Source organism: Pseudocitrobacter vendiensis, from assembly GCF_943590815.1.
GTDB lineage: Bacteria > Pseudomonadota > Gammaproteobacteria > Enterobacterales > Enterobacteriaceae > Pseudocitrobacter > Pseudocitrobacter vendiensis.
The window spans coordinates 1-26,031 of sequence record NZ_CALSBS010000041.1; the positions used below are offsets into that span (position 1 = coordinate 1).

Consider the following 26,031-nt stretch of genomic DNA (forward strand, 5'->3'; position numbering starts at 1 on the left):
ATTAATTAATTAGTTTTGAGCTTAAAAAGGGCGCTTCGGCGCCCTTTTTGCTGTCTATTATTCCAGCATTCATTTTTTATTTAAAAATGCGCACCCGCTGCGTCATTTGTCATCTACTATTGTAATCATAACTATTCTCATTTACACTCTGTTCATAAATTAAGCGGGAGTCATTATGTACGTTTGTTTGTGTAACGGTGTAAGCGATAAAAAAATTCGCCAGGTAGTTCGCCAGTTTCATCCTCAATCTTTCCAGCAATTACGCAAATTTATACCCGTGGGAAATCAATGCGGTAAGTGCGTACGTGCGGCCCGCGAAGTGATGGAAGACGAATTAACCCAGATGCCTGAATATCAGGAAATCGCCTGAGCCTGATTCTTTTTTTGACATCCCTGTAGCCCGATCTACGCTTCAATAAGTGGAAGCGGAGGGACTACATAATGAAAGGTGATGTTAAGGTTATAAATTATCTCAATAAATTATTGGGAAATGAGCTTGTCGCAATCAATCAATACTTTCTCCATGCGAGAATGTTCAAAAACTGGGGCCTGATGCGCCTCAACGATATCGAGTATCACGAATCAATTGATGAGATGAAGCACGCAGATAAATATATCGAGCGTATTTTATTTCTCGAAGGGATACCGAATCTCCAGGATCTGGGCAAACTGCAAATTGGCGAAGATGTGGAAGAGATGCTGCAATCGGATCTCCGCCTTGAGCTGGACGGCGCGAAAGATCTGCGCGAAGCCATTGCGTATGCCGACAGCGTTCACGACTATGTGAGCCGCGATATGCTTATCAATATCCTCAGTGAAGAAGAGCATCATATCGACTGGCTGGAAACCGAACTTGACCTGATTGGCAAGATTGGCCTGCAAAATTATCTGCAGTCGCAAATCAAAGTCGAAGACTAAAACACCCTAAGCCCGAATATGATGAAACCCGCTGCGGCCAGAAATGGGCCAAATGGCAGCGGGTTTTTTATTGCCTGCCATTTACGCAACTTGAACGCTGACAGTCCAGTAAACAGCAGGGCCAGCAACGAGGCCGTGAGTATCAATACTGGAAGCACCTGCCAGCCATGCCATGCGCCCAACGCAGCAAGCAATTTCACATCACCGTAGCCTAATCCTTCCCGGTGGCGCACGCCCCGATATCCCCAGTAAATCAGCGCGAACGCACCGTATCCACCGATGGCACCCCACAACGATACAGATAATTGGTCTGGGAAAAGGCACAGATGATACAACACACCTCCCCACAAGAGCGGGCAGGTCAGTTTGTCAGGCAACAGGCCGGTACGCCAGTCATGCCAGCTAAGCTTCAGCGTGAAGAGCGTATAGAAAATAAAGAAGGGCAGGGGCGCATAAGCCATACTCGACTCCGGTAAGTTGTTCAGGACAACGAGTTTGGCCAGGGTAGAACGTAAGCGCAAAAGGCAAATTCTCACGCTGCGAGACGCTTTCCGGTATTTTTCAGGTGATGACATTTATTACCGCGAGGCGTGCGCCCGGCACCGCAAATTATCATGACTAATTTCTAAACACCCCTTGCTTCGCGCTGGTATTTGCGTATAATGCGCGGGCTTGTCTAATATTGACAGCGGTTCGATCTGAACCAGATGGCGCTTTTGGGTCATCAACAATGCTCCCAATCGGGGAGCTACGTAAGAACGGTTACACTCTCCCATCAATCGTAATGGGTTTGAGGAGTAATCATTTCGTCTATAAAATAATTGGAGCTCTGGTCTCATGCAGAACCAAAGAATCCGTATCCGCCTTAAAGCGTTTGATCATCGTCTGATCGATCAATCAACCGCGGAAATCGTCGAGACTGCCAAGCGCACTGGTGCGCAGGTTCGCGGTCCGATCCCGCTGCCGACCCGCAAAGAGCGCTTTACCGTTCTGATCTCTCCGCACGTTAACAAAGACGCGCGCGATCAGTACGAAATTCGCACTCACAAGCGTCTGGTTGACATCGTTGAGCCAACCGAGAAAACCGTTGATGCTCTGATGCGTCTGGACCTGGCTGCCGGTGTAGACGTGCAGATCAGCCTGGGTTAATCAGGTCATCGAGCGATTGAGAGGTTGATACAATGATTGGTTTAGTCGGTAAAAAAGTGGGTATGACCCGCATCTTCACTGAAGATGGCGTCTCTATCCCAGTAACCGTAATCGAAGTTGAAGCAAACCGTGTTACTCAGGTTAAAGACCTGGCTAACGATGGCTATCGTGCTATTCAGGTTACCACCGGTGCTAAAAAAGCAAACCGTGTAACCAAGCCGGAAGCTGGCCATTTCGCTAAAGCTGGCGTAGAAGCTGGCCGCGGCCTGTGGGAGTTCCGTCTGGCAGAGGGTGAAGAATTCACCGTTGGTCAGAACATCAGCGTCGAACTGTTTGCTGAAGTTAAAAAAGTTGACGTAACCGGTACCTCTAAAGGTAAAGGTTTTGCTGGTACCGTTAAGCGCTGGAACTTCCGTACCCAGGACGCTACTCACGGTAACTCCTTGTCTCACCGCGTTCCGGGTTCTATCGGTCAGAACCAGACTCCGGGCAAAGTGTTCAAAGGCAAGAAAATGGCAGGTCAGCTGGGTAACGAACGTGTAACTGTTCAGAGCCTGGACGTAGTACGTGTTGACGCTGAGCGCAACCTGCTGCTGGTGAAAGGTGCGGTCCCGGGTGCAACCGGTAGCGACCTGATCGTTAAACCAGCTGTGAAGGCGTAAGGGGATAGCAATGGAATTAGTATTGAAAGACGCGCAGAGCGCGCTGACTGTTTCCGAAACTACCTTCGGTCGTGATTTCAACGAAGCGCTGGTTCACCAGGTTGTTGTTGCTTATGCAGCTGGTGCTCGTCAGGGTACTCGTGCTCAGAAGACTCGTGCTGAAGTAACTGGTTCTGGTAAAAAACCATGGCGCCAGAAAGGTACCGGCCGTGCGCGTTCAGGTTCTATCAAGAGCCCGATCTGGCGTTCCGGTGGCGTGACCTTCGCTGCTCGTCCGCAGGACCACAGTCAAAAAGTTAACAAAAAGATGTACCGCGGCGCGCTGAAAAGCATTCTGTCCGAACTGGTACGTCAGGATCGTCTGATCGTTGTCGAGAAGTTCTCTGTAGAAGCGCCTAAAACTAAGCTGCTGGCACAGAAACTGAAAGACATGGCTCTGGAAGATGTGCTGATCATCACCGGTGAGCTGGACGAAAATCTGTTCCTCGCAGCACGTAACCTGCACAAGGTTGACGTTCGCGATGCAACGGGTATCGACCCGGTTAGCCTGATCGCCTTCGACAAAGTCGTAATGACTGCTGATGCTGTTAAGCAAGTTGAGGAGATGCTGGCATGATTCGTGAAGAACGTCTGCTGAAGGTGCTGCGCGCACCGCACGTTTCTGAAAAAGCGTCTACTGCGATGGAAAAAACTAACACCATCGTTCTCAAAGTTGCTAAAGACGCGACCAAAGCAGAAATCAAAGCTGCTGTGCAGAAACTGTTTGAAGTCGAAGTCGAAGTCGTTAACACCCTGGTCGTTAAAGGGAAAGTTAAACGTCACGGACAGCGTATCGGTCGTCGTAGCGACTGGAAAAAAGCTTACGTCACCCTGAAAGAAGGCCAGAATCTGGACTTCGTTGGCGGCGCTGAGTAAGTCGGAGGAGTAATACAATGGCAGTTGTTAAATGTAAACCGACATCTCCGGGTCGTCGCCACGTAGTTAAAGTGGTTAACCCTGAGCTGCACAAGGGCAAACCTTTTGCTCCGTTGCTGGAAAAAAACAGCAAATCCGGTGGTCGTAACAACAATGGCCGTATCACCACTCGTCACATCGGTGGTGGCCATAAGCAGGCTTATCGTATTGTTGACTTCAAACGCAACAAAGACGGTATCCCGGCAACAGTTGAACGTCTTGAGTACGATCCGAACCGCTCCGCGAACATCGCGCTGGTTCTGTACAAAGACGGCGAACGCCGTTACATCCTGGCCCCTAAAGGCCTGAAAGCTGGCGACCAGATTCAGTCTGGCGTTGATGCTGCAATCAAAGCAGGTAACACCCTGCCGATGCGCAATATCCCGGTTGGTTCTACCGTTCATAACGTAGAAATGAAACCAGGTAAAGGCGGTCAGCTGGCACGTTCCGCTGGTACTTACGTTCAGATCGTTGCTCGCGATGGTGCTTATGTCACCCTGCGTCTGCGTTCTGGTGAAATGCGTAAAGTCGAAGCAGACTGCCGTGCAACTCTGGGCGAAGTTGGCAATGCTGAGCATATGCTGCGCGTTCTGGGTAAAGCAGGTGCTGCACGCTGGCGTGGTGTTCGTCCTACCGTTCGCGGTACTGCGATGAACCCAGTCGATCACCCACATGGTGGTGGTGAAGGTCGTAACTTTGGTAAGCACCCGGTATCCCCGTGGGGCCTGCAGACCAAAGGTAAGAAGACCCGCAGCAACAAGCGTACTGATAAATTCATCGTACGTCGCCGTAGCAAATAATTTTAGAGGATAAGCCATGCCACGTTCTCTCAAGAAAGGTCCTTTTATTGACCTGCACTTGCTGAAGAAGGTAGAGAAAGCGGTGGAAAGCGGAGACAAGAAGCCCCTGCGCACTTGGTCCCGTCGTTCAACGATCTTTCCTAACATGATCGGTTTGACCATCGCTGTCCATAATGGTCGTCAGCACGTTCCAGTCTTTGTAACCGACGAAATGGTTGGTCACAAACTGGGTGAATTCGCACCGACTCGTACTTATCGCGGCCATGCTGCTGATAAAAAAGCGAAGAAGAAATAAGGTAGGAGGAAGAGATGGAAACTTTAGCTCAACATCGCCATGCTCGTTCTTCTGCTCAGAAGGTTCGCCTTGTTGCTGACCTGATTCGCGGTAAGAAAGTGTCGCAGGCCCTGGATATTCTGACCTACACCAATAAGAAAGCGGCTGTACTGGTCAAGAAAGTACTGGAATCTGCCATTGCTAACGCTGAACACAACGATGGCGCTGACATTGACGATCTGAAAGTTGCGAAAATTTTCGTAGACGAAGGCCCGAGCATGAAGCGCATTATGCCGCGTGCAAAAGGTCGTGCAGATCGCATCCTGAAGCGCACCAGCCACATTACTGTGGTTGTGTCCGATCGCTGAGACTCTGGAGACTAGCAATGGGTCAGAAAGTACATCCTAATGGTATTCGCCTGGGTATTGTCAAACCATGGAACTCTACCTGGTTCGCGAACACCAAAGAATTCGCTGACAACCTGGACAGCGATTTTAAAGTACGTCAGTACCTGACGAAGGAACTGGCAAAAGCGTCCGTATCTCGTATCGTTATCGAGCGTCCGGCTAAGAGCATCCGTGTAACCATTCACACTGCTCGCCCGGGTATCGTTATCGGTAAGAAAGGCGAAGACGTAGAAAAACTGCGCAAGGTCGTAGCGGATATCGCTGGCGTTCCTGCTCAGATCAATATCGCCGAAGTTCGTAAGCCTGAACTGGACGCTAAATTGGTTGCTGACAGCATCACTTCTCAGCTGGAACGTCGTGTTATGTTCCGTCGTGCTATGAAGCGTGCTGTACAGAACGCAATGCGTCTGGGCGCTAAAGGTATTAAAGTTGAAGTTAGCGGCCGTCTGGGCGGCGCGGAAATCGCACGTACCGAATGGTACCGCGAAGGTCGCGTACCGCTGCACACTCTGCGTGCTGACATCGACTACAACACCTCTGAAGCGCACACCACTTACGGTGTAATCGGCGTTAAGGTATGGATCTTCAAAGGTGAGATCCTGGGTGGTATGGCTGCTGTTGAACAACCGGAACCGGCTGCTCAACCTAAAAAGCAGCAGCGTAAAGGCCGTAAATAAGGAGCGTCGCTGATGTTACAACCAAAGCGTACAAAATTCCGTAAAGTGCACAAAGGCCGTAACCGCGGTCTGGCGCAGGGTACGGATGTTAGCTTCGGCACTTTCGGTCTGAAAGCTGTTGGCCGTGGTCGTCTGACTGCACGTCAGATCGAAGCAGCACGTCGTGCTATGACCCGTGCAGTGAAGCGTCAAGGTAAAATCTGGATCCGTGTATTCCCGGACAAACCGATTACCGAGAAGCCTCTTGAAGTTCGTATGGGTAAAGGTAAAGGTAACGTGGAGTATTGGGTTGCCTTGATTCAGCCGGGCAAAGTCCTGTATGAAATGGACGGTGTACCGGAAGAGCTGGCCCGTGAAGCATTCGGCCTCGCAGCCGCGAAACTGCCGATCAAAACCACCTTTGTAACTAAGACGGTGATGTAATGAAAGCAAAAGAGCTGCGTGAAAAAAGCGTTGAAGATCTGAACGCTGAGCTGCTGAACTTGCTGCGTGAGCAGTTCAACCTGCGCATGCAGGCTGCAAGTGGCCAGCTGCAACAGACTCATCTGCTGAAGCAAGTGCGTCGTGATGTTGCACGTGTTAAGACTTTACTGACTGAGAAGGCGGGTGCGTAATGACCGATAAAATCCGTACTCTGCAAGGTCGCGTTGTTAGCGATAAAATGGAGAAATCCATTGTTGTTGCTATCGAACGTTTTGTGAAACACCCGATCTACGGTAAATTCATTAAGCGTACGACCAAACTGCACGTACATGACGAGAACAACGAATGCGGTATCGGCGACAAGGTTGAAATCCGTGAATGCCGTCCGCTGTCCAAGACTAAGTCCTGGACGCTGGTTCGCGTTGTAGAGAAAGCGGTTCTGTAATACAGTACTCGTTCTCGATACGAATAAACGGCTCAGCGATGAGCCGTTTATTTTTTCTACCCATATCTTGAGAGTGGTGTTATAATGCCGCGCCCTCGATATATGGGGCTTTTTAATGGCCTGATTTTCGGGTCTCAGTAGTAGTTGACATTAGCGGAGCACTAAAATGATCCAAGAACAGACTATGCTGAACGTCGCCGACAACTCCGGTGCACGTCGCGTAATGTGTATCAAGGTTCTGGGTGGCTCGCACCGTCGCTACGCAGGCGTAGGCGACATCATCAAGATCACCATCAAGGAAGCAATTCCGCGTGGTAAGGTCAAAAAAGGTGATGTGCTGAAGGCGGTAGTGGTGCGCACCAAGAAGGGTGTTCGTCGCCCGGACGGTTCTGTCATTCGCTTCGATGGTAATGCATGCGTTATTTTAAACAATAACAGCGAGCAGCCTATCGGTACGCGTATTTTTGGGCCGGTAACTCGTGAACTTCGTAACGAGAAGTTCATGAAAATTATCTCTCTGGCACCAGAAGTACTCTAAGGAGCGAATCATGGCAGCGAAGATCCGTCGTGATGACGAAGTTATCGTGTTAACCGGTAAAGATAAAGGTAAACGCGGTAAAGTAAAAAATGTCCTGTCTTCCGGCAAGGTCATTGTTGAAGGTATCAACCTGGTTAAAAAACATCAGAAGCCGGTTCCGGCCCTGAACCAACCAGGCGGCATTGTTGAGAAAGAAGCAGCTATTCAGATCTCTAACATTGCAATCTTCAATGCGGCAACCGGCAAGGCCGACCGTGTAGGCTTTAGATTCGAAGACGGCAAAAAAGTCCGATTCTTCAAGTCTAACAGCGAAACTATCAAGTAATTTGGAGTAGTACGATGGCGAAACTGCATGATTACTACAAAGACGAAGTAGTTAACAAACTCATGACTGAGTTTAACTACAATTCTGTCATGCAAGTCCCTCGGGTCGAGAAGATCACCCTGAACATGGGTGTTGGTGAAGCGATCGCTGACAAGAAACTGCTGGATAACGCAGCAGCTGACCTGGCAGCAATCTCCGGTCAAAAACCGCTGATCACCAAAGCACGCAAATCAGTTGCAGGCTTCAAAATCCGTCAGGGCTATCCGATCGGCTGTAAAGTAACTCTGCGTGGCGAACGCATGTGGGAGTTCTTTGAGCGCCTGATCACTATTGCTGTACCGCGTATCCGTGACTTCCGTGGCCTGTCCGCTAAGTCATTCGATGGCCGTGGTAACTACAGCATGGGTGTCCGTGAGCAGATCATCTTCCCAGAAATCGACTACGATAAAGTCGACCGCGTGCGTGGTTTGGATATTACCATTACCACTACTGCGAAATCTGACGAAGAAGGCCGTGCTCTGCTGGCTGCCTTTGACTTCCCGTTCCGCAAGTAAGGGTTACTGAATGGCTAAGCAATCAATGAAAGCACGCGAAGTAAAGCGCGTAGCTTTAGCTGATAAATTCTTCGCGAAACGCGCTGAACTGAAAGCTATCATCTCTGATGTGAACGCTTCCGATGAAGATCGTTGGAACGCTGTTCTGAAGCTGCAGAGTCTGCCGCGTGATTCCAGCCCGTCTCGTCAGCGTAACCGCTGCCGTCAAACAGGTCGTCCACATGGTTATGTGGGCAAGTTCGGGTTGAGCCGTATTAAGCTTCGTGAAGCCGCTATGCGCGGTGAAGTACCAGGCTTGAAAAAGGCTAGCTGGTAATTACCAATTGAATCACGGGAGTAAAGACAGATGAGCATGCAAGATCCGATCGCGGATATGCTGACCCGTATCCGTAACGGTCAGGCCGCGAACAAAGCTGCGGTCACCATGCCTTCCTCCAAGCTGAAAGTGGCAATTGCCAACGTGCTGAAGGAAGAAGGTTTTATTGAAGATTTTAAAGTTGAAGGCGACACCAAGCCGGAACTGGAACTTACTCTCAAGTATTTCCAGGGTAAAGCTGTTGTAGAAAGCATTCAGCGTGTCAGCCGCCCAGGTCTGCGCATCTACAAACGTAAAGATGAGCTGCCGAAAGTTATGGCCGGCATGGGTATCGCAGTTGTTTCTACCTCTAAAGGTGTTATGACTGATCGTGCAGCGCGCCAGGCTGGTCTTGGTGGCGAAATTATCTGCTACGTAGCCTAATCGGAGGAAAAAATGTCTCGTGTTGCTAAAGCACCGGTCGTTGTTCCTGCCGGCGTTGATGTAAAAATCAACGGTCAGGTTATTACGATCAAAGGTAAAAACGGCGAGCTGACTCGTACTCTCAACGATGCTGTTGAAGTTAAACATGCAGATAATGCACTGACCTTCGGTCCGCGTGATGGTTACGTAGACGGATGGGCTCAGGCTGGTACCGCGCGTGCCCTGCTGAACTCAATGGTTATCGGTGTTACCGAAGGCTTCACTAAGAAGCTACAGCTGGTTGGTGTAGGTTATCGTGCAGCGGTTAAAGGGAATGTAGTAAACCTGTCTTTAGGTTTCTCTCACCCGGTTGACCATCAGCTGCCTGCGGGTATCACTGCAGAATGTCCGACTCAAACTGAAATCGTGCTGAAAGGCGCTGATAAGCAGGTGATCGGTCAGGTTGCAGCGGATCTGCGCGCCTACCGTCGTCCTGAGCCTTATAAAGGCAAGGGTGTTCGTTACGCCGACGAAGTCGTGCGTACCAAAGAGGCTAAGAAGAAGTAAGGTAACACTATGGATAAGAAATCTGCTCGTATCCGTCGTGCGACCCGCGCACGCCGCAAGCTCCAGGAGCTGGGCGCAACTCGCCTGGTGGTACATCGTACCCCGCGTCATATTTACGCACAGGTAATTGCACCGAACGGTTCCGAAGTTCTGGTAGCTGCTTCTACTGTAGAAAAAGCTATCGCTGAACAACTGAAGTACACCGGTAACAAAGACGCGGCTGCAGCTGTGGGTAAAGCTGTTGCTGAACGCGCTCTGGAAAAAGGCATCAAAGATGTATCCTTTGACCGTTCCGGGTTCCAATATCATGGTCGTGTCCAGGCACTGGCAGATGCTGCCCGTGAAGCTGGCCTTCAGTTCTAAGGTAGAGGTGTAAGATGGCTCACATCGAAAAACAAGCTGGCGAACTGCAGGAAAAGCTGATCGCGGTAAACCGCGTATCTAAAACCGTTAAAGGTGGTCGTATTTTCTCCTTCACAGCTCTGACTGTAGTAGGCGATGGTAACGGTCGCGTAGGTTTTGGTTACGGTAAAGCGCGTGAAGTTCCAGCAGCGATCCAGAAAGCGATGGAAAAAGCCCGTCGCAATATGATTAACGTCGCGCTGAATACCGGCACCCTGCAGCACCCAGTTAAGGGTACTCACACGGGTTCTCGTGTATTCATGCAGCCGGCTTCCGAAGGTACCGGTATCATCGCCGGTGGTGCAATGCGCGCCGTTCTGGAAGTCGCTGGAGTTCGTAACGTTCTGGCTAAAGCGTATGGTTCCACTAACCCGATTAACGTGGTTCGTGCAACTATCGATGGTCTGGAAAATATGAAATCTCCGGAAATGGTCGCTGCCAAGCGTGGTAAATCCGTTGAAGAAATTCTGGGGAAATAAACCATGGCAAAGACTATTAAAATTACTCAAACCCGCAGTGCAATCGGTCGTCTGCCGAAACACAAGGCAACGCTGCTTGGCCTGGGTCTGCGTCGTATTGGTCACACCGTAGAACGCGAGGATACTCCTGCTGTTCGTGGTATGGTCAACGCGGTTTCCTTCATGGTTAAAGTTGAGGAGTAAGAGATGCGTTTAAATACTCTGTCTCCGGCCGAAGGCTCTAAAAAGGCGGGTCGCCGTCTGGGTCGTGGTATCGGTTCTGGCCTCGGTAAAACCGGCGGTCGTGGTCACAAAGGTCAGAAGTCTCGTTCTGGCGGTGGCGTACGTCGTGGTTTCGAGGGTGGTCAGATGCCTCTGTACCGTCGTCTGCCGAAATTCGGCTTCACTTCTCGCAAAGCAGCGATTACAGCGGAAATCCGTCTGTCTGACCTGGCGAAAGTGGAAGGCGGTGTTGTAGACCTGAACACGCTGAAAGCAGCTAACATTATCGGTATCCAGATCGAGTTCGCGAAAGTGATCCTGGCTGGTGAAGTCACTACTCCGGTAACTGTTCGTGGCCTGCGTGTTACTAAAGGCGCTCGTGCTGCTATCGAAGCTGCTGGCGGTAAAATCGAGGAATAAGTAGCAGATGGCTAAACAACCGGGATTAGATTTTCAAAGTGCCAAAGGTGGCTTAGGCGAGCTGAAACGCAGACTGCTGTTTGTAATCGGTGCGCTTATTGTGTTCCGTATTGGCTCTTTTATTCCGATCCCTGGTATTGATGCCGCTGTACTTGCCAAACTGCTTGAGCAACAGCGAGGCACCATCATTGAGATGTTTAACATGTTCTCTGGTGGTGCTCTCAGCCGTGCTTCTATCTTTGCTCTGGGGATCATGCCGTATATTTCGGCGTCGATCATTATCCAGCTACTGACGGTGGTTCACCCAACGTTGGCAGAAATTAAGAAAGAAGGGGAGTCTGGTCGTCGTAAGATCAGCCAGTACACCCGCTACGGTACTCTGGTGCTGGCAATATTCCAGTCGATCGGTATTGCTACCGGTCTGCCGAATATGCCTGGTATGCAGGGCCTGGTAATTAACCCAGGCTTTGCATTCTATTTCACCGCTGTTGTAAGTCTGGTTACAGGGACCATGTTCCTGATGTGGCTCGGCGAACAGATTACTGAGCGCGGTATCGGTAACGGTATCTCAATCATTATCTTCGCTGGTATCGTTGCGGGACTCCCGCCAGCCATTGCCCATACTATCGAGCAAGCGCGTCAAGGCGACCTGCACTTCCTCCTGTTGCTGTTGGTTGCAGTATTAGTATTTGCAGTGACGTTCTTTGTTGTATTTGTTGAGCGTGGTCAACGCCGCATTGTGGTAAACTACGCGAAACGTCAGCAAGGTCGTCGTGTCTATGCTGCACAGAGCACACATTTACCGCTGAAAGTGAATATGGCAGGGGTAATCCCGGCAATCTTCGCTTCCAGTATTATTCTGTTCCCGGCAACCATCGCGTCATGGTTCGGGGGTGGGACTGGTTGGAACTGGCTGACAACAATTTCGCTGTATTTGCAGCCTGGGCAACCACTTTATGTGTTACTCTATGCGTCTGCGATCATCTTCTTCTGTTTCTTCTACACGGCGTTGGTTTTCAACCCGCGTGAAACAGCAGATAACCTGAAGAAGTCCGGTGCATTTGTACCAGGAATTCGTCCGGGAGAGCAAACGGCGAAGTATATCGATAAAGTAATGACCCGCCTGACCCTGGTTGGTGCGTTGTATATTACCTTTATCTGCCTGATCCCGGAGTTCATGCGTGATGCAATGAAAGTACCGTTCTACTTCGGTGGGACCTCACTGCTTATCGTTGTTGTCGTGATTATGGACTTTATGGCTCAAGTGCAAACTCTGATGATGTCAAGTCAGTACGAGTCTGCATTGAAGAAGGCGAACCTGAAAGGCTACGGCCGATAATTGGTCGCCCGAGAAGTTACGGAGAGTAAAAATGAAAGTTCGTGCTTCCGTCAAGAAATTATGCCGTAACTGCAAAATCGTTAAGCGTGATGGTGTCATCCGTGTGATTTGCAGTGCCGAGCCGAAGCATAAACAGCGCCAAGGCTGATTTATTCGCATATTTTTCTTGCAAAGTTGGGTTGAGCTGGCTAGATTAGCCAGCCAATCTTTTGTATGTCTGTACGTTTCCATTTGAGTATCCTGAAAACGGGCTTTTCAGCATGGTGCGTACATATTAAATAGTAGGAGTGCATAGTGGCCCGTATAGCAGGCATTAACATTCCTGATCAAAAACACGCCGTGATCGCATTAACTTCGATCTTCGGTGTCGGCAAAACCCGTTCCAAAGCTATTTTAGCTGCGGCGGGCATCGCTGAAAATGTTAAGATCAGTGAGCTGTCTGAAGAACAAATCGACACGCTGCGTGACGAAGTTGCCAAATTTGTCGTTGAAGGTGATCTGCGCCGTGAAATCAGCATGAGCATCAAGCGCCTGATGGATCTTGGTTGCTATCGCGGTTTGCGTCATCGTCGTGGTCTCCCGGTTCGCGGTCAGCGTACCAAGACCAACGCACGTACCCGTAAGGGTCCGCGCAAACCGATCAAGAAATAATCGGGGTGATTGAATAATGGCAAAGGCACCAATTCGTGCACGTAAACGTGTAAGAAAACAAGTCTCTGACGGCGTGGCTCATATCCATGCTTCTTTCAACAACACCATCGTGACTATTACCGATCGTCAGGGTAATGCGCTGGGTTGGGCAACAGCCGGTGGTTCCGGTTTCCGTGGTTCTCGCAAATCCACTCCGTTCGCAGCTCAGGTTGCGGCAGAGCGTTGCGCAGAAGCCGTAAAAGAATACGGCATCAAGAATCTGGAAGTTATGGTCAAAGGTCCGGGTCCGGGTCGCGAATCTACTATTCGTGCTCTGAACGCCGCTGGTTTCCGCATCACTAATATTACTGATGTGACTCCGATCCCTCATAACGGTTGTCGTCCGCCGAAAAAACGTCGCGTATAACGCTACGTTTTCCAGGTTAGTTGGAGAAAGAAAATGGCAAGATATTTGGGTCCTAAGCTCAAGCTGAGCCGTCGTGAGGGCACCGACTTATTCCTTAAGTCTGGCGTTCGCGCGATCGATACCAAGTGTAAAATTGAACAAGCTCCTGGCCAGCACGGTGCGCGTAAACCGCGTCTGTCTGATTATGGTGTGCAGTTGCGTGAGAAGCAAAAAGTTCGCCGTATGTACGGTGTGCTGGAGCGTCAATTCCGTAACTACTACAAAGAAGCAGCACGTCTGAAAGGCAACACCGGTGAAAACCTGTTGGCTCTGCTGGAAGGTCGTCTGGACAACGTTGTATACCGTATGGGCTTCGGCGCCACTCGTGCTGAAGCACGCCAGCTGGTTAGCCATAAAGCAATCATGGTAAACGGTCGTGTTGTTAACATCGCTTCTTATCAGGTTAAAGCGAATGACGTTGTTAGCATCCGTGAGAAAGCGAAAAAGCAATCTCGCGTGAAAGCCGCTCTTGAGCTGGCTGAACAGCGTGAAAAGCCAACCTGGCTGGAAGTTGATGCTGGCAAGATGGAAGGCACGTTCAAGCGTCAGCCTGAGCGTTCTGATCTGTCTGCGGACATTAACGAACACCTGATCGTCGAGCTTTACTCCAAGTAAAGCTTAGTACCAAAGAGAGGACACAATGCAGGGTTCTGTGACAGAGTTTCTAAAACCGCGCCTGGTAGATATCGAGCAAGTGAGTTCGACGCACGCCAAGGTGACCCTTGAGCCTTTAGAGCGTGGCTTTGGCCATACTCTGGGTAACGCACTGCGCCGTATTCTGCTCTCATCGATGCCGGGTTGCGCGGTGACCGAGGTTGAGATTGATGGTGTACTTCATGAGTACAGCACCAAAGAAGGCGTTCAGGAAGACATCCTGGAAATCCTGCTCAACCTGAAAGGGCTGGCGGTGAGAGTTCAGGGTAAAGATGAAGTTATTCTTACCTTGAATAAATCTGGCATTGGCCCTGTGACCGCAGCCGATATCACCCACGACGGTGATGTCGAAATCGTCAAGCCGCAGCACGTGATCTGCCACCTGACCGATGAAAACGCAGCTATTAGCATGCGTATCAAAGTTCAGCGCGGTCGCGGTTATGTGCCGGCTTCTTCCCGAATTCATTCGGAAGAAGATGAGCGCCCGATCGGCCGTCTGTTGGTCGACGCCTGCTACAGCCCTGTAGAGCGTATTGCCTACAATGTTGAAGCAGCGCGTGTAGAACAGCGTACCGACCTGGACAAGCTGGTCATCGAAATGGAAACCAACGGCACAATCGATCCTGAAGAGGCGATTCGTCGTGCGGCAACCATCCTGGCAGAACAACTGGAAGCTTTTGTCGACTTACGTGATGTACGTCAGCCAGAAGTTAAAGAAGAGAAACCAGAATTCGATCCGATCCTGCTGCGCCCTGTTGACGATCTGGAATTGACTGTCCGCTCTGCTAACTGCCTTAAGGCAGAAGCTATCCACTATATCGGTGATCTGGTACAGCGTACCGAGGTTGAGCTTCTTAAGACGCCTAACCTGGGTAAAAAATCTCTTACCGAGATTAAAGACGTGCTGGCCTCCCGTGGACTTTCTCTGGGCATGCGCCTGGAAAACTGGCCACCGGCAAGCATTGCTGACGAGTAACCGGATCACAGGTTAAGGTTTTACTGAGAAGGATAAGGTCATGCGCCATCGTAAGAGTGGTCGTCAACTGAACCGCAACAGCAGCCATCGCCAGGCTATGTTCCGCAACATGGCAGGTTCACTGGTTCGTCATGAAATCATCAAGACGACCCTGCCTAAAGCGAAAGAACTGCGTCGCGTAGTTGAGCCGCTGATTACTCTTGCCAAGACTGATAGCGTTGCTAATCGTCGTCTGGCATTCGCCCGTACTCGTGATAACGAGATCGTGGCAAAACTGTTTAACGAACTGGGCCCGCGTTTCGCGAGCCGTGCCGGTGGTTACACTCGCATTCTGAAGTGTGGTTTCCGTGCAGGCGACAACGCGCCGATGGCTTACATCGAGCTGGTTGATCGTTCAGAGAAAGCAGAAGCTGCTGCAGAGTAATCTGTTGCAACGTAAAAAAACCCGCTCCGGCGGGTTTTTTTATATCTCCCCTTCCCCCATCTCTCTACAATAGTTTTATTCCTACTGCGTATTCCGGAGTGCTGTCATGTGGTTAGTCGACCTGTGGGCAGAGCGTCATATTGCTAATGCCCAGCGAAACGGTGAGTTCGATAATTTACCCGGGCAAGGTGAGCCTTTGATGCTGGACGATGATTCGGCTGTCCCTGAAGAGCTACGTGCAGGTTATCGCTTGTTGAAGAACGCAGGCTGTTTGCCACCTGAGCTCGAGCAGCGTAAAGAAGCACTGGCGTTGGTTGATCTGCTGAAAGGCATTCACAAAGAAGATGAACGCTATCAGGAATTAAGTCGTCGGCTCGCATTAATGGAACTGAAGTTGCGCCAGGCTGGCATAAGCACCGATTTTATGCGTGGAGAGTACGCAGAAAAATTGATAGTTCGGTTTAACGAGGAGTAACTATCCATGTATCGCATTGGTGAACTGGCAAAATTGGCTGGCGTAACGCCCGATACCATCCGCTACTATGAAAAGCAGCAGATGATGGATCATGAAGTTCGTACAGAAGGTGGATTCCGCCTGTATACCGAAACCGATCTTCAGCGACTGAAGTTTATTCGCTATGCCCGCCAACTGGGTTTTACCCTGGAGGCAATCCGCGAACTGCTATCAATCCGCGTTGACCCTGAACATCACACCTGTCAGGAATCCAAGAGTATTGTCCAGGCTCGCCTCAGCGAAGTAGAGTCACGTATTGAAGAGCTACAATCAATGCAGAGATCGCTTAAGAAACTGAATGATGCCTGCTGCGGAACTGCACATAGCAGCGTTTATTGCTCTATCCTGGAAACTCTGGAGCAGGGGGCTGACAAGAATGTTAAAGGCTGTTGAATTTATCACCGTTCGGATCTACACTCGCGCCGTATTATCACCCATCAGGAGAAAATGATGAGCCGCTATCAACACACCAAAGGGCAAATTAATGATAACGCCATTGAGGCATTACTGCATGACCCGCTGTTCAGACAGCGCGTTGAGAAGAATAAAAAAGGGAAAGGAAGTTATCTGCGTAAAAACAAACATGCAAAACGGGGTAACTGGGAGGCCAGTGGCAAACAAGCGAATCGCTTCTTTACCACTGGCCTTCTGCTTTTAGCCGCGTGATTAAGAACGGTTATTCTGTTCTTTCAGCAAGTCGCGGATTTCAGAAAGCAGCACTTCTTCTTTCGTTGGTTTCGGGTCCGCAGCCGGTTCTTCTTTCTTGCGGTTCAATTTGTTGATCAGTTTGATCGCCATAAAGATGGCGAAAGCCACGATCACAAAATCAAAGACATTTTGAATGAACACGCCGTAGTGCATCACTACAGCCGGAACATCTCCCTGCGCGTCGCGTAACGTCAGCGCAAATTGTTTAAAATCGATCCCGCCAATTAATAAGCCCAACGGTGGCATAATAATATCGGCAACTAATGACGATACAATCTTACCGAACGCAGCACCAATAATGACACCCACCGCCAAATCAACAACGTTTCCACGCATCGCGAATTCGCGAAACTCTTTAATAATGCTCATGTTATTCTCCTTGTGCCAGCTGACGTTTATAAGTTTAACAAATGTTTATGTAATTTCCATTATTAACAATAATTCAGCTGAGCGGATTTAGCCTTAAATAATAGAGGGTTAATTAAAAAGCGTTCCGCAGAACGCCTTTTGTAATTAAAGGAAGAAGGGACTTGGCTGGAACAATCGTTCGACATCGGTAATAAATTTTTTATCCGTCAGGAACATAATTACGTGGTCCCCTTGCTCAATACGTAAATTATCATTGGCGATCATAACGTCATTACCACGTACGATTGCACCAATAATCGTACCCGGCGGAAGTTTTATCTCATCAATGACCCTGCCGACCACACGCGAAGTGCTTTCATCGCCGTGGGCTACCGCTTCGATTGCTTCAGCGATGCCGCGGCGCAGGGAAGACACACCGACGATATCGGCTTTACGCACGTGGCTCAGCAGGGCAGAAATGGTGGCTTGTTGCGGCGAAATAGCGATATCAATCACGCTCCCCTGAACAAGGTCAACATAGGCGCGGCGTTGGATTAACACCATCACTTTTTTTGCGCCCATCCGCTTGGCCAGCATCGCGGACATAATGTTCGCTTCATCGTCATTGGTGACGGCAATGAACAGATCAACCTGATCGATATGTTCTTCTGCCAGTAACTCTTGATCCGATGCATCGCCAAAGAAGACGATCGTATTTTGTAGCTTCTCTGCCAGTTCGGCAGCGCGCTGTTGATCGCGCTCGATCAACTTCACGCTGTAGTCTTTCTCCAGTCTGCGTGCCAGACCCGCTCCGATATTGCCACCACCGACCAGCATGATGCGTTTGTACGGTTTCTCCAGACGCTGCAATTCGCTCATGACGGCGCGAATATGCTGGGACGCCGCAATGAAGAACACTTCATCGCCTGCTTCCACAATGGTTGAACCTTGTGGGCGGATCGGCGTGTCGTGGCGGAAAATGGCCGCAACACGCGTATCGATATGTGGCATATGGTCGCGCATGGTAGAGAGTGCATTACCCACCAGCGGCCCACCGTAATAGGCTTTCACCACCGCGAGACTCACTTTCCCCTCAGCAAAATTAACCACCTGCAGCGCGCCTGGATATTCAATCAGACGGTAGATGTTATCAATGACCAACTGCTCAGGCGCAATCAGGTGATCGATAGGTACCGCGTCAGTATTGAACAGTTTCTCCGCGTCACGTACGTAGTCGGGTGAACGAATACGGGCGATACGGTTTGGTGTGTTAAAGAGGGAATAGGCGACCTGGCAGGCCACCATATTGGTTTCGTCCGAGCTGGTTACGGCAACCAGCATATCTGCGTCGTCGGCACCAGCCTCACGCAGCACGCGCGGATGAGAGCCGTGCCCCTGGACGACGCGCAGGTCAAATTTATCCTGCAAACCACGCAGACGCTCGCTATTGGTATCCACAATAGTGATGTCGTTATTCTCTCCGACCAGGTTTTCAGCCAACGTTCCGCCTACTTGCCCTGCGCCCAGAATGATAATTTTCATCAGTCGCGACCCGTTATCTCATCATTTTTTGATTAGCTTAGCGTAAAAGAAGCCATCGCCTTCTTCTGTCCCAGGTAAATTCTGTTTACCGGGCTGTTCCGGCGTGCCAGTTTCGCTCAACACGGCATCCGGTGTACGTTGCAGGAAGGCTGCAATTTGCTGACTGTTCTCTTCCGGTAGAATGGAGCAGGTCGCGTAAACCAGCGTGCCGCCAGGTTTGAGGTGCGCCCAGGTTGCAGTGAGGATCTCAGATTGTAGCTGTGCAAGTTCCGGAATATCGCGATCGCGGCGCAGCCACTTGATATCCGGATGACGGCGAACGACACCCGTTGCGGAACAGGGGGCATCAAGAAGAATGCGATCAAATTGCTGTTCGCCACACCATTGCTCAGGGAAGCGGCCATCACCCTGTTTCACTGTCGCTTTCATGCCCAGGCGTTTCAGGTTGTCATAGACGCGGGACAGGCGTTTTTCATCCACATCGACGGCCATGACATTGGCCTCAGGCGCCACTTCCAGAATATGGGTTGTTTTACCGCCAGGCGCTGCGCAGAGGTCGAGGATCTGCTCGCCATTTTCAGGTTGCAGATACGTCATGCAACCCTGCGCGGAGGCATCCTGAACGGTTACCCAACCTTCATCAAAACCCGGAAGCGCATGAACAGGTGCCGGTGTTTCGAGGCGTACGGCATCCGGGTAATCCGCATGCGGGAAGCCGGTTAAACCAGCTTCTGCCAGCAGCGCGAGCCAGGCGTCGCGCGAGTGGTGGTTGCGGTTTACGCGCAGCCACATCGGCGGGCGCTGGTTGTTGGCCTCAAGAATGGCTTCCCACTGTTGTGGATAGGCTTGCTTGATACGTTTTACCAGCCAGGAAGGGTGCAGATAGCGGACGTCGGTCTGTGCAAATTCGGCCTGTAGCTCATCCTGTTGTCGCTGAAATTGACGCAGTACACCGTTGATCAGCCCTTTAAACTGCGGGCGCTTAATCGCCACTGCGCCTTCTACCGTTTCCGCCAGCGCGGCGTGAGGTGGAATGCGCGTATACAGCAGTTGGTAGAGACCGACCATAATCAGATAGTGGAGGGTACGCTGTTTACCCGTCATCGGCCGCGACATCAGCTTGTGAATGAACCATTCCAGCTGAGAAAGCGTGCGCAACACGCCAAAGCACAGCTCCTGGAGCAAGGCTTTGTCTTTATCGGACACTTTTAGCTGCATGGCGGGCAGGACGTTACTTAGCGATTGCCCCTGCTCGACAACTTGCTCGACGGTTTGCGCCGCCAGACTGCGTAAATTGATGTTTTTTTTCATAACCGCAAAAATAAAAATGCCCGGCGACACCGGGCTTAAAAATGAGAGTGACCGTCAGGCAAGACGGTTTCCGGGAATAAACCACTCCCGGCGTGAATTCAGGAGGTCCTGCACGCCCATGGCTTTTTTACCCGCTGGCTGCAGAGAGAGCAGGTTAAGAATACCCTCGCCGGTTGCCACCTGAATACCCTGGCGATTGGCTTCCAGAATGGTGCCTGGTGCTGCGCTCGTTGGGGTGTTGATGACTGACGCCTGCCAGATTTTCACAGGCTGTTCATCAATCACGATGTAGCTCATTGGCCATGGATTAAAGGCGCGAATGCAGCGCTCAAGCTGTGCCGCGCTGAGCGACCAGTCGACGCGCGCTTCTTCTTTACTGAGTTTCTCAGCATAAGTGACCAGCGCTTCATCCTGAACTTCCGGGTTAGCGGTGCCCGCAGCGAGCTGAGCCAGCGTATGCAGCAGCCCTTGTGGGCCCAGGTCGGCCAGCTTATTGTACAGGCTGCCGCTGGTATCGTCGGCCGTGATCGGGCAGGAGAGCTTATGCAGCATATCGCCCGTATCAAGGCCAACATCCATTTGCATGATGGTCACGCCGGTTTGGTCGTCGCCCGCCCACAGGGAACGCTGAATTGGCGCAGCGCCACGCCAGCGCGGCAGCAGGGAACCGTGCACGTTAATACAGCCCAGTCGTGGCATATCCAGTACGGCTTTTGGCAGGATTAATCCATAGGCCACCACGACCATGACGTCGGCCTGTAAATCGGCAACCAGCTGTTGATTTTCCTGAGGGCGCAGCGAACCTGGCTGAAATACCGGTACGCCTTTCTCTTCGGCCAGCACTTTTACCGGGCTCGGCATCAGTTTTTTGCCGCGTCCCGCCGGGCGATCGGGCTGAGTAAACACGCCCACCACCTGGTGTTCAGACGACAACAGCGCGTCAAGATGACGCGCTGCAAAATCGGGGGTACCCGCAAAGATGATACGTAGTGAATCAGACACGTTGATCCTTATCCTTAGGCACGCGCGTTCAGGCGATCCAGTTTCTCGACTTTCTGACGAATACGCTGCTGTTTCAGCGGGGACAGATAATCGATAAACAGCTTACCGACTAAGTGGTCCATTTCGTGTTGAATACAGATAGCCAGTAGGCCGTCTGCTTCCAGCTCGAACGCTTTACCGTTACGGTCGAGCGCGCGAATTTTCACCTGCTCGGCGCGCGGCACCAGCGCACGCTGTTCTGGAATCGACAGGCAACCTTCTTCAATACCGGTGTCGCCGTGTTTCTCCAGCAGCTCCGGGTTGATAAGCACCAGTTGCTCATCGCGATTTTCAGAAACATCAATCACGATAATGCGCTGATGTATGTCTACCTGTGTTGCAGCCAGGCCAATACCTTCTTCGGCGTACATGGTTTCGAACATATCATCGACGATACGCTGAATTTCTGCATTCACTTCTTCGACCGGTTTAGCGACTTTGCGAAGACGCTCGTCCGGAATATGTAACACTTGCAAAACTGCCATAAATCTCCAGAGGTCTGTTCAGGAGTTGGAAAGAATATTACCTCTATTCTAGACAAAACCCCCTCCAATTGACAGCATCAGTGACCAATCGCAAAGATTGCTGATGCCGCTTGTGGCAAGGGGAAAAGGATGTCACCTACTGAGTTATGGCTCCGCCTGATAAAGGTTAACGATCTCTACGGCGACAGGATGCAAAATATCGCCAACGCTCTGATTAATGAAACGACCGTTACATTGAAAAACCTGCGTGATGTCGGGTTAACCGCGAAGCAGGCGACTCGTTTTTTATCGATGACGGCGCAAGAGATTTACGAAAGCGAGGAGTGGCTCTCGCAGCCTGATAATCATCTGTTGCTGGCCAGTTCGACGTTTTATCCCACAGCGCTGCGGGCCATCAGTGATTACCCGGCAGCGCTTTTTGTGCGCGGTAGATTACCGCTGCTGAACGCTTATCAACTGGCCGTGGTCGGCAGCCGAAATTTGTCATGGTATGGTGAACGCTGGGGGCGTACATTCTGCGAGGCCTTTGCGCAGCAGGGGGTGACCATCACCAGCGGCCTGGCGCTGGGCATTGATGCGATTGCTCACCGCAGTGCATTGCGCATGGCGGGTACAACCATTGCCGTATTGGGTAATGGTCTGAGTCACATCTATCCACATCGGCATCGCCAGCTGGCAGATGACATTGTGGCGTCTGGCGGCGCGCTGGTCTCGGAGTTTCCCCTCGCTATGACGCCGTTGCCGCATAATTTTCCTCGGCGTAATCGTATTATCAGCGGCCTCAGCCGTGGCGTGCTGGTGGTTGAAGCGGCGTTGAAAAGTGGTTCGCTGGTGACGGCGCGTTGCGCAGTGGATCAGGGGCGGGAGGTGTATGCGATCCCTGGGCCGCTGGGTAATCCGGGCAGTGAGGGGCCACACTGGTTGATTCAACAGGGCGCGATATTAGTCACAACGCCTGAAGATATTCTTGAAACACGGCAAATTGCGCTTTTTCAGTCCGCAAATGCGCAGGATACGTCAAAATATTCACCAGATCAGGATTCTGTAGCATTGCCATTTCCTGAGCTCCTGGCTAACGTAGGAGATGAGGTAACACCTGTTGACGTCGTCGCTGAACGTGCCGGCCAACCTGTGCCAGTGACCGTGGCTCAGCTACTCGAACTGGAGTTAGCAGGATGGATCGCAGCTGTACCCGGCGGCTATGTCCGATTAAGGAGGGCATGCCATGTTCGACGTACTACTGTACTTGTTTGAAACTTACATCCATAACGAAGCTGAAATGCGCGTGGATCAGGATAAACTGACACGGGATCTCACCGAGGCAGGTTTTGAACGTGAGGACATTTTCAACGCGTTGATGTGGCTGGAGAAGCTCGCTGATTATCAGGAAGGGCTTGTCGAACCGATGCAGTTGGCTTCCGATCCGCTTTCTGTTCGCATCTTTACGGCGGACGAGAGCCAGAGACTGGATGCCAGTTGTCGGGGATTCTTGTTATTCCTGGAACAGATTCAGGTGCTAAACCTCGAAACGCGAGAAATGGTGATTGAACGCGTGATGGCTCTGGATACCGCAGAGTTCGAACTGGAAGATCTCAAATGGGTGATTCTGATGGTTCTGTTCAATCTTCCGGGGTGTGAAAACGCGTATCAACAAATGGAAGAATTACTCTTCGACGTGAATGAAGGTATGCTGCACTAATTCGATGGTGCAGCAGTAAGAGTTGTTATGGCCAAATCAGCACTCTTTACAGTGCGTAAAAACGAGCCCTGCCCGCAGTGCGGGGCTGAACTGGTAATACGGTCCGGCAAGCATGGGCCGTTTCTTGGTTGTTCCCATTATCCAGAGTGTGACTATGTCCGTCCCCTGAAGAGTCAGGCGGATGGGCATATCGTCAAAATTCTGGAGGGGCAGTTGTGCCCGGAATGTGGCGCCGAGCTGGCGCTTCGTCAGGGGCGTTTTGGGATGTTTATTGGTTGCAGCCAGTATCCGGCCTACGAGCATACCGAACTTATCGACAAACCTGATGAAACGGCTATCTCCTGCCCGCAATGCCAGCAAGGGCATCTGGTTCAGCGCCGTTCACGCTATGGCAAAACGTTCCACTCCTGCGATCGCTATCCGGAGTGTCAGTTTGTGCTTAACTTCACCCCTGTTGCGGGCGAGTGTCCTGAGTGTCATTACCCGCTACTTATCGAAAAGAAAACGGCGCATGGTCTTAAACGCTACTGTGCCAGTAAACAATGTGGAAAGCCGATCCCGGCGGAATAAATCAGTGAATAATAACCTGCCATCAGAAGCCGTACAGCGTGCGGTTGTCGCTCTGAAGAATAAAGAAGTCATCGCTTATCCAACCGAAGCCGTTTTTGGTGTCGGTTGCGATCCTGACAGTGAAATCGCCGTTCATCGCCTGCTGGAACTCAAACAACGCCCGGTTGAAAAAGGGCTGATTCTGATTGCGGCAAGCTTCGAACAACTGAAACCGTATATTGATGATGCCGCGTTAACGACCGCGCAGCGTGATGCCGTGTTTGCCTGCTGGCCTGGACCGGTCACGTTTGTGTTCCCGGCGAAAGCCACAACGCCCGGCTGGCTGACAGGGCGTTTTGACTCCCTCGCGGTGCGCGTCACCGATCACCCGGTGGTCATCGCGCTTTGCAATGCGTACGGTAAACCGCTGGTCTCGACCAGCGCGAACCTTACCGGTCAGCCGCCGTGTCGCACAACAGAGGAAGTTCGCCAGCAGTTTGGCGATGCGTTCCCGGTGGTGGATGCCCTGACCGGTGGTCGACTCAATCCATCTGAAATCCGTGATGCCCTGACGGGCGAACTTTTCCGCCAGGGGTAACTCATGGAAACCTATGCCGTCTTTGGTAACCCGATTGCGCACAGCAAATCGCCTTTTATTCATCAACAGTTTGCGCAGCAGCTGAACATTACACATCCTTATGGGCGCGTACTGGCGCCACTTGATGATTTTGTTAATACGCTCAACGCTTTCTTTGCGCAGGGGGGAAAGGGGGCGAATGTCACCGTACCTTTTAAAGAAGAAGCGTTCGCCCGGGCAGATGAACTGACCGAGCGCGCTGCACTGGCAGGGGCGGTAAATACGCTCAAGCGACTGGAGGACGGGCGTCTTTTGGGGGATAACACCGATGGCATTGGTTTGCTGAGCGACCTGGAGCGTCTTTCCTTTATTCGACCGGGGCTGCGAATTCTGCTACTGGGCGCGGGCGGCGCGACGCGCGGTGTCCTGCTGCCGCTGCTCTCGATGGATTGCGCCGTCACCATTGCCAACCGTACCGCATCCCGTGCGCAAGAACTGGCGCAGCTTTTTGCGCATACGGGCAGTGTCAAGGCGCTGGGGCTGGATGCGCTGGAAGGGCATGAATTTGATTTAATTATCAATGCGACTTCGAGCGGCATTAATGGCGAGATCCCGGCGATCCCTGAATCGCTGATTCATCCTTCTCTTTATTGCTACGACATGTTTTATCAGAAAGGGGATACACCGTTCCTCGCCTGGTGTCGACAGCATGGAGCAAAACAGTGTGCCGATGGATTAGGTATGCTGGTGGGGCAGGCGGCGCATGCGGTATTGTTCTGGCATGGCGTGCTGCCGGAAATCGAACCGGTGATTGAACAGATGACGCAGGCGTTGCGCGCATGAATCAGGCCATTCAATTTCCTGACCGCGAGCACTGGGATGACAACCTGTGTGCCGTCTGTTTTCCGGCGCTGGTGCAAGGTATGCAACTAATGTGTGCCATCCGCCGCGAAACGATGATCGCCCGTTTTGGCGGCGAAACGCCTCAGGCATGGGTAGCGCTGTTTCAGGAAAATCGCTGGGACCTGGAAGAGGAAGCCAGCGATCTTATCCGCGACCAGCAGGAAGATAATCAGGGCTGGGTCTGGTTATCCTGATTCAGATAATCATCTTTCCATTTCACGTAGTTGTTGGCTGAGTATTTCAACCCTTCCAGTTCAGACGCTTTTAATGGGCGGATCTGTTTAACCGGGCTGCCCAGATAAAGATAGCCACTTTCCAGGCGCTTATGCTGCGGCACCAGACTACCCGCGCCAATCATGACGTCATCCTCAACCACCACGCCATCCAGCAAGATAGACCCCATCCCGACCAGAACCCGATTGCCCACCGTGCAGCCGTGTAACATCACTTTGTGCCCAACCGTGACGTCGTCGCCAATGATGAGCGGATTACCGTCCGGGTTATGCGTCGATTTATGGGTCACGTGGAGAACGCTACCGTCCTGGATATTGCTGCGCGCGCCAATCTGGACATAATTAACATCGCCACGAATGGCGACCAGCGGCCAGATACTGACATCATCGCCAATACGAACGTCGCCAATCACTACGCTGGTGGGATCAATCAGCACGCGAGCGCCAATGGTTGGGAAAAGATCTTTATAGTGGCGTAAGTCTGCGGCCATGATTACCTCTTTAAAACGATCGTTTTAGGGAACAGACGATCATTATTGCCCCGATTTCACGGTTTCTCACCTCAAAATTTAAGCAAATTGCGCAGTTAGAAGGCAAAGAGTTTGAAAAAACAGCAGTCAGAAAAAAAGATCTAAAAAGGCCTTGTGCTAAGAAGCAAACTCCCTATAATGCGCCTCCATCGACACGGCGGATGTGAATCACTTCACACAAACAGCCGG

General features: G+C 51.3%; 46 protein-coding genes. 39 read left to right on the forward strand and 7 right to left on the reverse strand.

Annotated features, from left to right (window positions below):
* Positions 1-175: 175 nt before the first annotated feature.
* Together bfd and bfr are read left to right on the forward strand one after the other, a co-directional pair.
* Positions 176-370, forward strand: coding sequence for a bacterioferritin-associated ferredoxin (gene bfd, locus NMC31_RS23865; RefSeq protein ID WP_015962735.1), 195 nt, complete (start codon positions 176-178; stop codon positions 368-370).
* Between the two features lie 71 nt (positions 371-441).
* Complete coding sequence (bfr, locus tag NMC31_RS23870; protein ID WP_253899299.1) at positions 442-918, forward strand: bacterioferritin; 477 nt, start codon at positions 442-444, stop codon at positions 916-918.
* Here the strand turns inward: bfr and NMC31_RS23875 are convergent.
* A complete protein-coding gene (locus tag NMC31_RS23875; protein WP_253899300.1) occupies positions 915-1,379 on the reverse strand; it encodes a prepilin peptidase in 465 nt (154 codons plus the stop codon). The two genes, bfr and NMC31_RS23875, sit on opposite strands and share 4 nt — an antisense overlap.
* 376 nt (positions 1,380-1,755) lie before the next feature.
* Between NMC31_RS23875 and rpsJ the strand changes: the two genes are divergently transcribed.
* The 31 genes from rpsJ (at position 1,756) to NMC31_RS24030 (ending at position 16,582) form a co-directional block, all read left to right on the forward strand.
* A complete protein-coding gene (gene rpsJ / locus NMC31_RS23880) occupies positions 1,756-2,067 on the forward strand; it encodes a 30S ribosomal protein S10 (RefSeq protein WP_001181005.1) in 312 nt (103 codons plus the stop codon).
* A gap of 32 nt (positions 2,068-2,099) precedes the next feature.
* Positions 2,100-2,729: a 50S ribosomal protein L3 gene (gene rplC, locus NMC31_RS23885; RefSeq protein ID WP_015962738.1), complete on the forward strand. Its 630-nt coding sequence runs from the start codon at positions 2,100-2,102 to the stop codon at positions 2,727-2,729.
* A 10-nt stretch (positions 2,730-2,739) separates the two neighbouring features.
* Positions 2,740-3,345, forward strand: coding sequence for a 50S ribosomal protein L4 (rplD, locus tag NMC31_RS23890; protein ID WP_000424395.1), 606 nt, complete (start codon positions 2,740-2,742; stop codon positions 3,343-3,345).
* Positions 3,342-3,644, forward strand: a complete 303-nt coding sequence (rplW, locus tag NMC31_RS23895; RefSeq protein WP_000617546.1) for a 50S ribosomal protein L23 — start codon at positions 3,342-3,344, stop codon at positions 3,642-3,644. The genes rplD and rplW overlap by 4 nt, the downstream gene beginning before the upstream one ends.
* A gap of 17 nt (positions 3,645-3,661) precedes the next feature.
* Positions 3,662-4,483, forward strand: coding sequence for a 50S ribosomal protein L2 (gene rplB / locus NMC31_RS23900; RefSeq protein WP_015962739.1), 822 nt, complete (start codon positions 3,662-3,664; stop codon positions 4,481-4,483).
* A 16-nt stretch (positions 4,484-4,499) separates the two neighbouring features.
* Entirely contained in the window at positions 4,500-4,778 is a 279-nt protein-coding gene (gene rpsS, locus NMC31_RS23905; protein WP_001138117.1) for a 30S ribosomal protein S19, read from the forward strand.
* A gap of 14 nt (positions 4,779-4,792) precedes the next feature.
* Positions 4,793-5,125, forward strand: coding sequence for a 50S ribosomal protein L22 (gene rplV / locus NMC31_RS23910; protein WP_002919773.1), 333 nt, complete (start codon positions 4,793-4,795; stop codon positions 5,123-5,125).
* A gap of 17 nt (positions 5,126-5,142) precedes the next feature.
* Entirely contained in the window at positions 5,143-5,841 is a 699-nt protein-coding gene (gene rpsC / locus NMC31_RS23915) for a 30S ribosomal protein S3 (protein WP_006817277.1), read from the forward strand.
* Between the two features lie 12 nt (positions 5,842-5,853).
* Positions 5,854-6,264, forward strand: coding sequence for a 50S ribosomal protein L16 (rplP, locus tag NMC31_RS23920; protein WP_002919759.1), 411 nt, complete (start codon positions 5,854-5,856; stop codon positions 6,262-6,264).
* Positions 6,264-6,455 (forward strand): 50S ribosomal protein L29, encoded by a 192-nt coding sequence (rpmC, locus tag NMC31_RS23925; protein WP_108477147.1) that lies wholly within the window; start codon positions 6,264-6,266, stop codon positions 6,453-6,455. The genes rplP and rpmC overlap by 1 nt, the downstream gene beginning before the upstream one ends.
* Positions 6,455-6,709 carry a 30S ribosomal protein S17 gene (gene rpsQ, locus NMC31_RS23930; RefSeq protein WP_002438707.1) on the forward strand — a complete coding sequence of 85 codons (255 nt, stop codon included), beginning with the start codon at positions 6,455-6,457 and terminating at the stop codon, positions 6,707-6,709. The genes rpmC and rpsQ overlap by 1 nt, the downstream gene beginning before the upstream one ends.
* A gap of 166 nt (positions 6,710-6,875) precedes the next feature.
* The gene (rplN, locus tag NMC31_RS23935) at positions 6,876-7,247 is read left to right on the forward strand and encodes a 50S ribosomal protein L14 (protein WP_000613954.1); all 372 of its coding nucleotides are present in this window, start codon (positions 6,876-6,878) and stop codon (positions 7,245-7,247) included.
* 10 nt (positions 7,248-7,257) lie between these two features.
* The gene (rplX, locus tag NMC31_RS23940) at positions 7,258-7,572 is read left to right on the forward strand and encodes a 50S ribosomal protein L24 (RefSeq protein ID WP_015962742.1); all 315 of its coding nucleotides are present in this window, start codon (positions 7,258-7,260) and stop codon (positions 7,570-7,572) included.
* A gap of 14 nt (positions 7,573-7,586) precedes the next feature.
* Positions 7,587-8,126 (forward strand): 50S ribosomal protein L5, encoded by a 540-nt coding sequence (gene rplE, locus NMC31_RS23945; RefSeq protein ID WP_007702494.1) that lies wholly within the window; start codon positions 7,587-7,589, stop codon positions 8,124-8,126.
* Positions 8,127-8,136: 10 nt separating this feature from the next.
* Positions 8,137-8,442: a 30S ribosomal protein S14 gene (rpsN, locus tag NMC31_RS23950; protein WP_003863291.1), complete on the forward strand. Its 306-nt coding sequence runs from the start codon at positions 8,137-8,139 to the stop codon at positions 8,440-8,442.
* A 30-nt stretch (positions 8,443-8,472) separates the two neighbouring features.
* The gene (gene rpsH / locus NMC31_RS23955; RefSeq protein WP_003031127.1) at positions 8,473-8,865 is read left to right on the forward strand and encodes a 30S ribosomal protein S8; all 393 of its coding nucleotides are present in this window, start codon (positions 8,473-8,475) and stop codon (positions 8,863-8,865) included.
* 12 nt (positions 8,866-8,877) lie between these two features.
* The gene (gene rplF, locus NMC31_RS23960; protein ID WP_012135817.1) at positions 8,878-9,411 is read left to right on the forward strand and encodes a 50S ribosomal protein L6; all 534 of its coding nucleotides are present in this window, start codon (positions 8,878-8,880) and stop codon (positions 9,409-9,411) included.
* 9 nt (positions 9,412-9,420) lie between these two features.
* Entirely contained in the window at positions 9,421-9,774 is a 354-nt protein-coding gene (gene rplR, locus NMC31_RS23965) for a 50S ribosomal protein L18 (protein WP_000358960.1), read from the forward strand.
* Positions 9,775-9,788: 14 nt separating this feature from the next.
* Entirely contained in the window at positions 9,789-10,292 is a 504-nt protein-coding gene (gene rpsE / locus NMC31_RS23970) for a 30S ribosomal protein S5 (RefSeq protein ID WP_015962744.1), read from the forward strand.
* A 3-nt stretch (positions 10,293-10,295) separates the two neighbouring features.
* On the forward strand, positions 10,296-10,475 hold the full coding sequence (gene rpmD, locus NMC31_RS23975) for a 50S ribosomal protein L30 (RefSeq protein WP_001140434.1): 180 nt from the start codon (positions 10,296-10,298) through the stop codon (positions 10,473-10,475).
* A 3-nt stretch (positions 10,476-10,478) separates the two neighbouring features.
* On the forward strand, positions 10,479-10,913 hold the full coding sequence (gene rplO / locus NMC31_RS23980) for a 50S ribosomal protein L15 (RefSeq protein ID WP_015962745.1): 435 nt from the start codon (positions 10,479-10,481) through the stop codon (positions 10,911-10,913).
* Positions 10,914-10,920: 7 nt separating this feature from the next.
* Positions 10,921-12,252, forward strand: coding sequence for a preprotein translocase subunit SecY (gene secY, locus NMC31_RS23985; protein WP_015962746.1), 1,332 nt, complete (start codon positions 10,921-10,923; stop codon positions 12,250-12,252).
* Positions 12,253-12,283: 31 nt separating this feature from the next.
* Positions 12,284-12,400, forward strand: coding sequence for a 50S ribosomal protein L36 (rpmJ, locus tag NMC31_RS23990; RefSeq protein WP_000868187.1), 117 nt, complete (start codon positions 12,284-12,286; stop codon positions 12,398-12,400).
* Positions 12,401-12,546: 146 nt separating this feature from the next.
* A complete protein-coding gene (gene rpsM, locus NMC31_RS23995; RefSeq protein ID WP_149464956.1) occupies positions 12,547-12,903 on the forward strand; it encodes a 30S ribosomal protein S13 in 357 nt (118 codons plus the stop codon).
* A gap of 16 nt (positions 12,904-12,919) precedes the next feature.
* The gene (gene rpsK / locus NMC31_RS24000) at positions 12,920-13,309 is read left to right on the forward strand and encodes a 30S ribosomal protein S11 (protein WP_002919257.1); all 390 of its coding nucleotides are present in this window, start codon (positions 12,920-12,922) and stop codon (positions 13,307-13,309) included.
* Positions 13,310-13,342: 33 nt separating this feature from the next.
* Positions 13,343-13,963 (forward strand): 30S ribosomal protein S4, encoded by a 621-nt coding sequence (rpsD, locus tag NMC31_RS24005; RefSeq protein ID WP_002919224.1) that lies wholly within the window; start codon positions 13,343-13,345, stop codon positions 13,961-13,963.
* Between the two features lie 25 nt (positions 13,964-13,988).
* The gene (locus NMC31_RS24010) at positions 13,989-14,978 is read left to right on the forward strand and encodes a DNA-directed RNA polymerase subunit alpha (RefSeq protein ID WP_015962747.1); all 990 of its coding nucleotides are present in this window, start codon (positions 13,989-13,991) and stop codon (positions 14,976-14,978) included.
* 40 nt (positions 14,979-15,018) lie between these two features.
* Complete coding sequence (rplQ, locus tag NMC31_RS24015; protein WP_001216368.1) at positions 15,019-15,402, forward strand: 50S ribosomal protein L17; 384 nt, start codon at positions 15,019-15,021, stop codon at positions 15,400-15,402.
* A 106-nt stretch (positions 15,403-15,508) separates the two neighbouring features.
* On the forward strand, positions 15,509-15,877 hold the full coding sequence (locus NMC31_RS24020) for a DnaJ family domain-containing protein (RefSeq protein WP_253899301.1): 369 nt from the start codon (positions 15,509-15,511) through the stop codon (positions 15,875-15,877).
* 6 nt (positions 15,878-15,883) lie between these two features.
* Complete coding sequence (zntR, locus tag NMC31_RS24025) at positions 15,884-16,309, forward strand: Zn(2+)-responsive transcriptional regulator (protein WP_149464954.1); 426 nt, start codon at positions 15,884-15,886, stop codon at positions 16,307-16,309.
* Positions 16,310-16,366: 57 nt separating this feature from the next.
* Complete coding sequence (locus NMC31_RS24030) at positions 16,367-16,582, forward strand: alternative ribosome-rescue factor A (RefSeq protein ID WP_149464953.1); 216 nt, start codon at positions 16,367-16,369, stop codon at positions 16,580-16,582.
* Here NMC31_RS24030 and mscL read toward each other — a convergent pair whose 3' ends face one another.
* The 5 genes from mscL to def all read right to left on the reverse strand — a co-directional run bounded on the left by mscL (position 16,583) and on the right by def (position 21,351).
* On the reverse strand, positions 16,583-16,993 hold the full coding sequence (mscL, locus tag NMC31_RS24035) for a large-conductance mechanosensitive channel protein MscL (protein WP_015962751.1): 411 nt from the start codon (positions 16,991-16,993) through the stop codon (positions 16,583-16,585). It abuts the gene before it with no gap.
* Between the two features lie 144 nt (positions 16,994-17,137).
* Positions 17,138-18,514 carry a Trk system potassium transporter TrkA gene (gene trkA / locus NMC31_RS24040; RefSeq protein ID WP_149464952.1) on the reverse strand — a complete coding sequence of 459 codons (1,377 nt, stop codon included), beginning with the start codon at positions 18,512-18,514 and terminating at the stop codon, positions 17,138-17,140.
* A 21-nt stretch (positions 18,515-18,535) separates the two neighbouring features.
* Entirely contained in the window at positions 18,536-19,825 is a 1,290-nt protein-coding gene (gene rsmB, locus NMC31_RS24045) for a 16S rRNA (cytosine(967)-C(5))-methyltransferase RsmB (protein WP_253899302.1), read from the reverse strand.
* A gap of 54 nt (positions 19,826-19,879) precedes the next feature.
* The gene (gene fmt, locus NMC31_RS24050; protein WP_253899303.1) at positions 19,880-20,827 is read right to left on the reverse strand and encodes a methionyl-tRNA formyltransferase; all 948 of its coding nucleotides are present in this window, start codon (positions 20,825-20,827) and stop codon (positions 19,880-19,882) included.
* A 14-nt stretch (positions 20,828-20,841) separates the two neighbouring features.
* On the reverse strand, positions 20,842-21,351 hold the full coding sequence (gene def, locus NMC31_RS24055; RefSeq protein ID WP_015962755.1) for a peptide deformylase: 510 nt from the start codon (positions 21,349-21,351) through the stop codon (positions 20,842-20,844).
* A 129-nt stretch (positions 21,352-21,480) separates the two neighbouring features.
* On the opposite strand from def, the gene dprA reads away from it, so the two are divergent.
* From dprA to NMC31_RS24085, 6 genes are read left to right on the forward strand one after another with little or no spacing between them, the layout of a single operon-like run.
* Entirely contained in the window at positions 21,481-22,605 is a 1,125-nt protein-coding gene (dprA, locus tag NMC31_RS24060) for a DNA-protecting protein DprA (RefSeq protein WP_253899304.1), read from the forward strand.
* Positions 22,577-23,050, forward strand: coding sequence for a DUF494 family protein Smg (gene smg / locus NMC31_RS24065; RefSeq protein WP_149464948.1), 474 nt, complete (start codon positions 22,577-22,579; stop codon positions 23,048-23,050). The genes dprA and smg overlap by 29 nt, the downstream gene beginning before the upstream one ends.
* Positions 23,051-23,077: 27 nt before the next feature.
* Entirely contained in the window at positions 23,078-23,620 is a 543-nt protein-coding gene (locus tag NMC31_RS24070; RefSeq protein ID WP_253899305.1) for a DNA topoisomerase family protein, read from the forward strand.
* Positions 23,621-23,624: 4 nt separating this feature from the next.
* Entirely contained in the window at positions 23,625-24,197 is a 573-nt protein-coding gene (tsaC, locus tag NMC31_RS24075; RefSeq protein ID WP_149464946.1) for an L-threonylcarbamoyladenylate synthase type 1 TsaC, read from the forward strand.
* 3 nt (positions 24,198-24,200) lie between these two features.
* Positions 24,201-25,019 carry a shikimate dehydrogenase gene (gene aroE, locus NMC31_RS24080; protein ID WP_149464945.1) on the forward strand — a complete coding sequence of 273 codons (819 nt, stop codon included), beginning with the start codon at positions 24,201-24,203 and terminating at the stop codon, positions 25,017-25,019.
* Positions 25,016-25,273, forward strand: a complete 258-nt coding sequence (locus NMC31_RS24085; protein WP_149464944.1) for a DUF1488 family protein — start codon at positions 25,016-25,018, stop codon at positions 25,271-25,273. The genes aroE and NMC31_RS24085 overlap by 4 nt, the downstream gene beginning before the upstream one ends.
* Here the strand turns inward: NMC31_RS24085 and NMC31_RS24090 are convergent.
* The gene (locus NMC31_RS24090) at positions 25,249-25,803 is read right to left on the reverse strand and encodes a gamma carbonic anhydrase family protein (protein WP_149464943.1); all 555 of its coding nucleotides are present in this window, start codon (positions 25,801-25,803) and stop codon (positions 25,249-25,251) included. The two genes, NMC31_RS24085 and NMC31_RS24090, sit on opposite strands and share 25 nt — an antisense overlap.
* Positions 25,804-26,031: the final 228 nt, after the last annotated feature.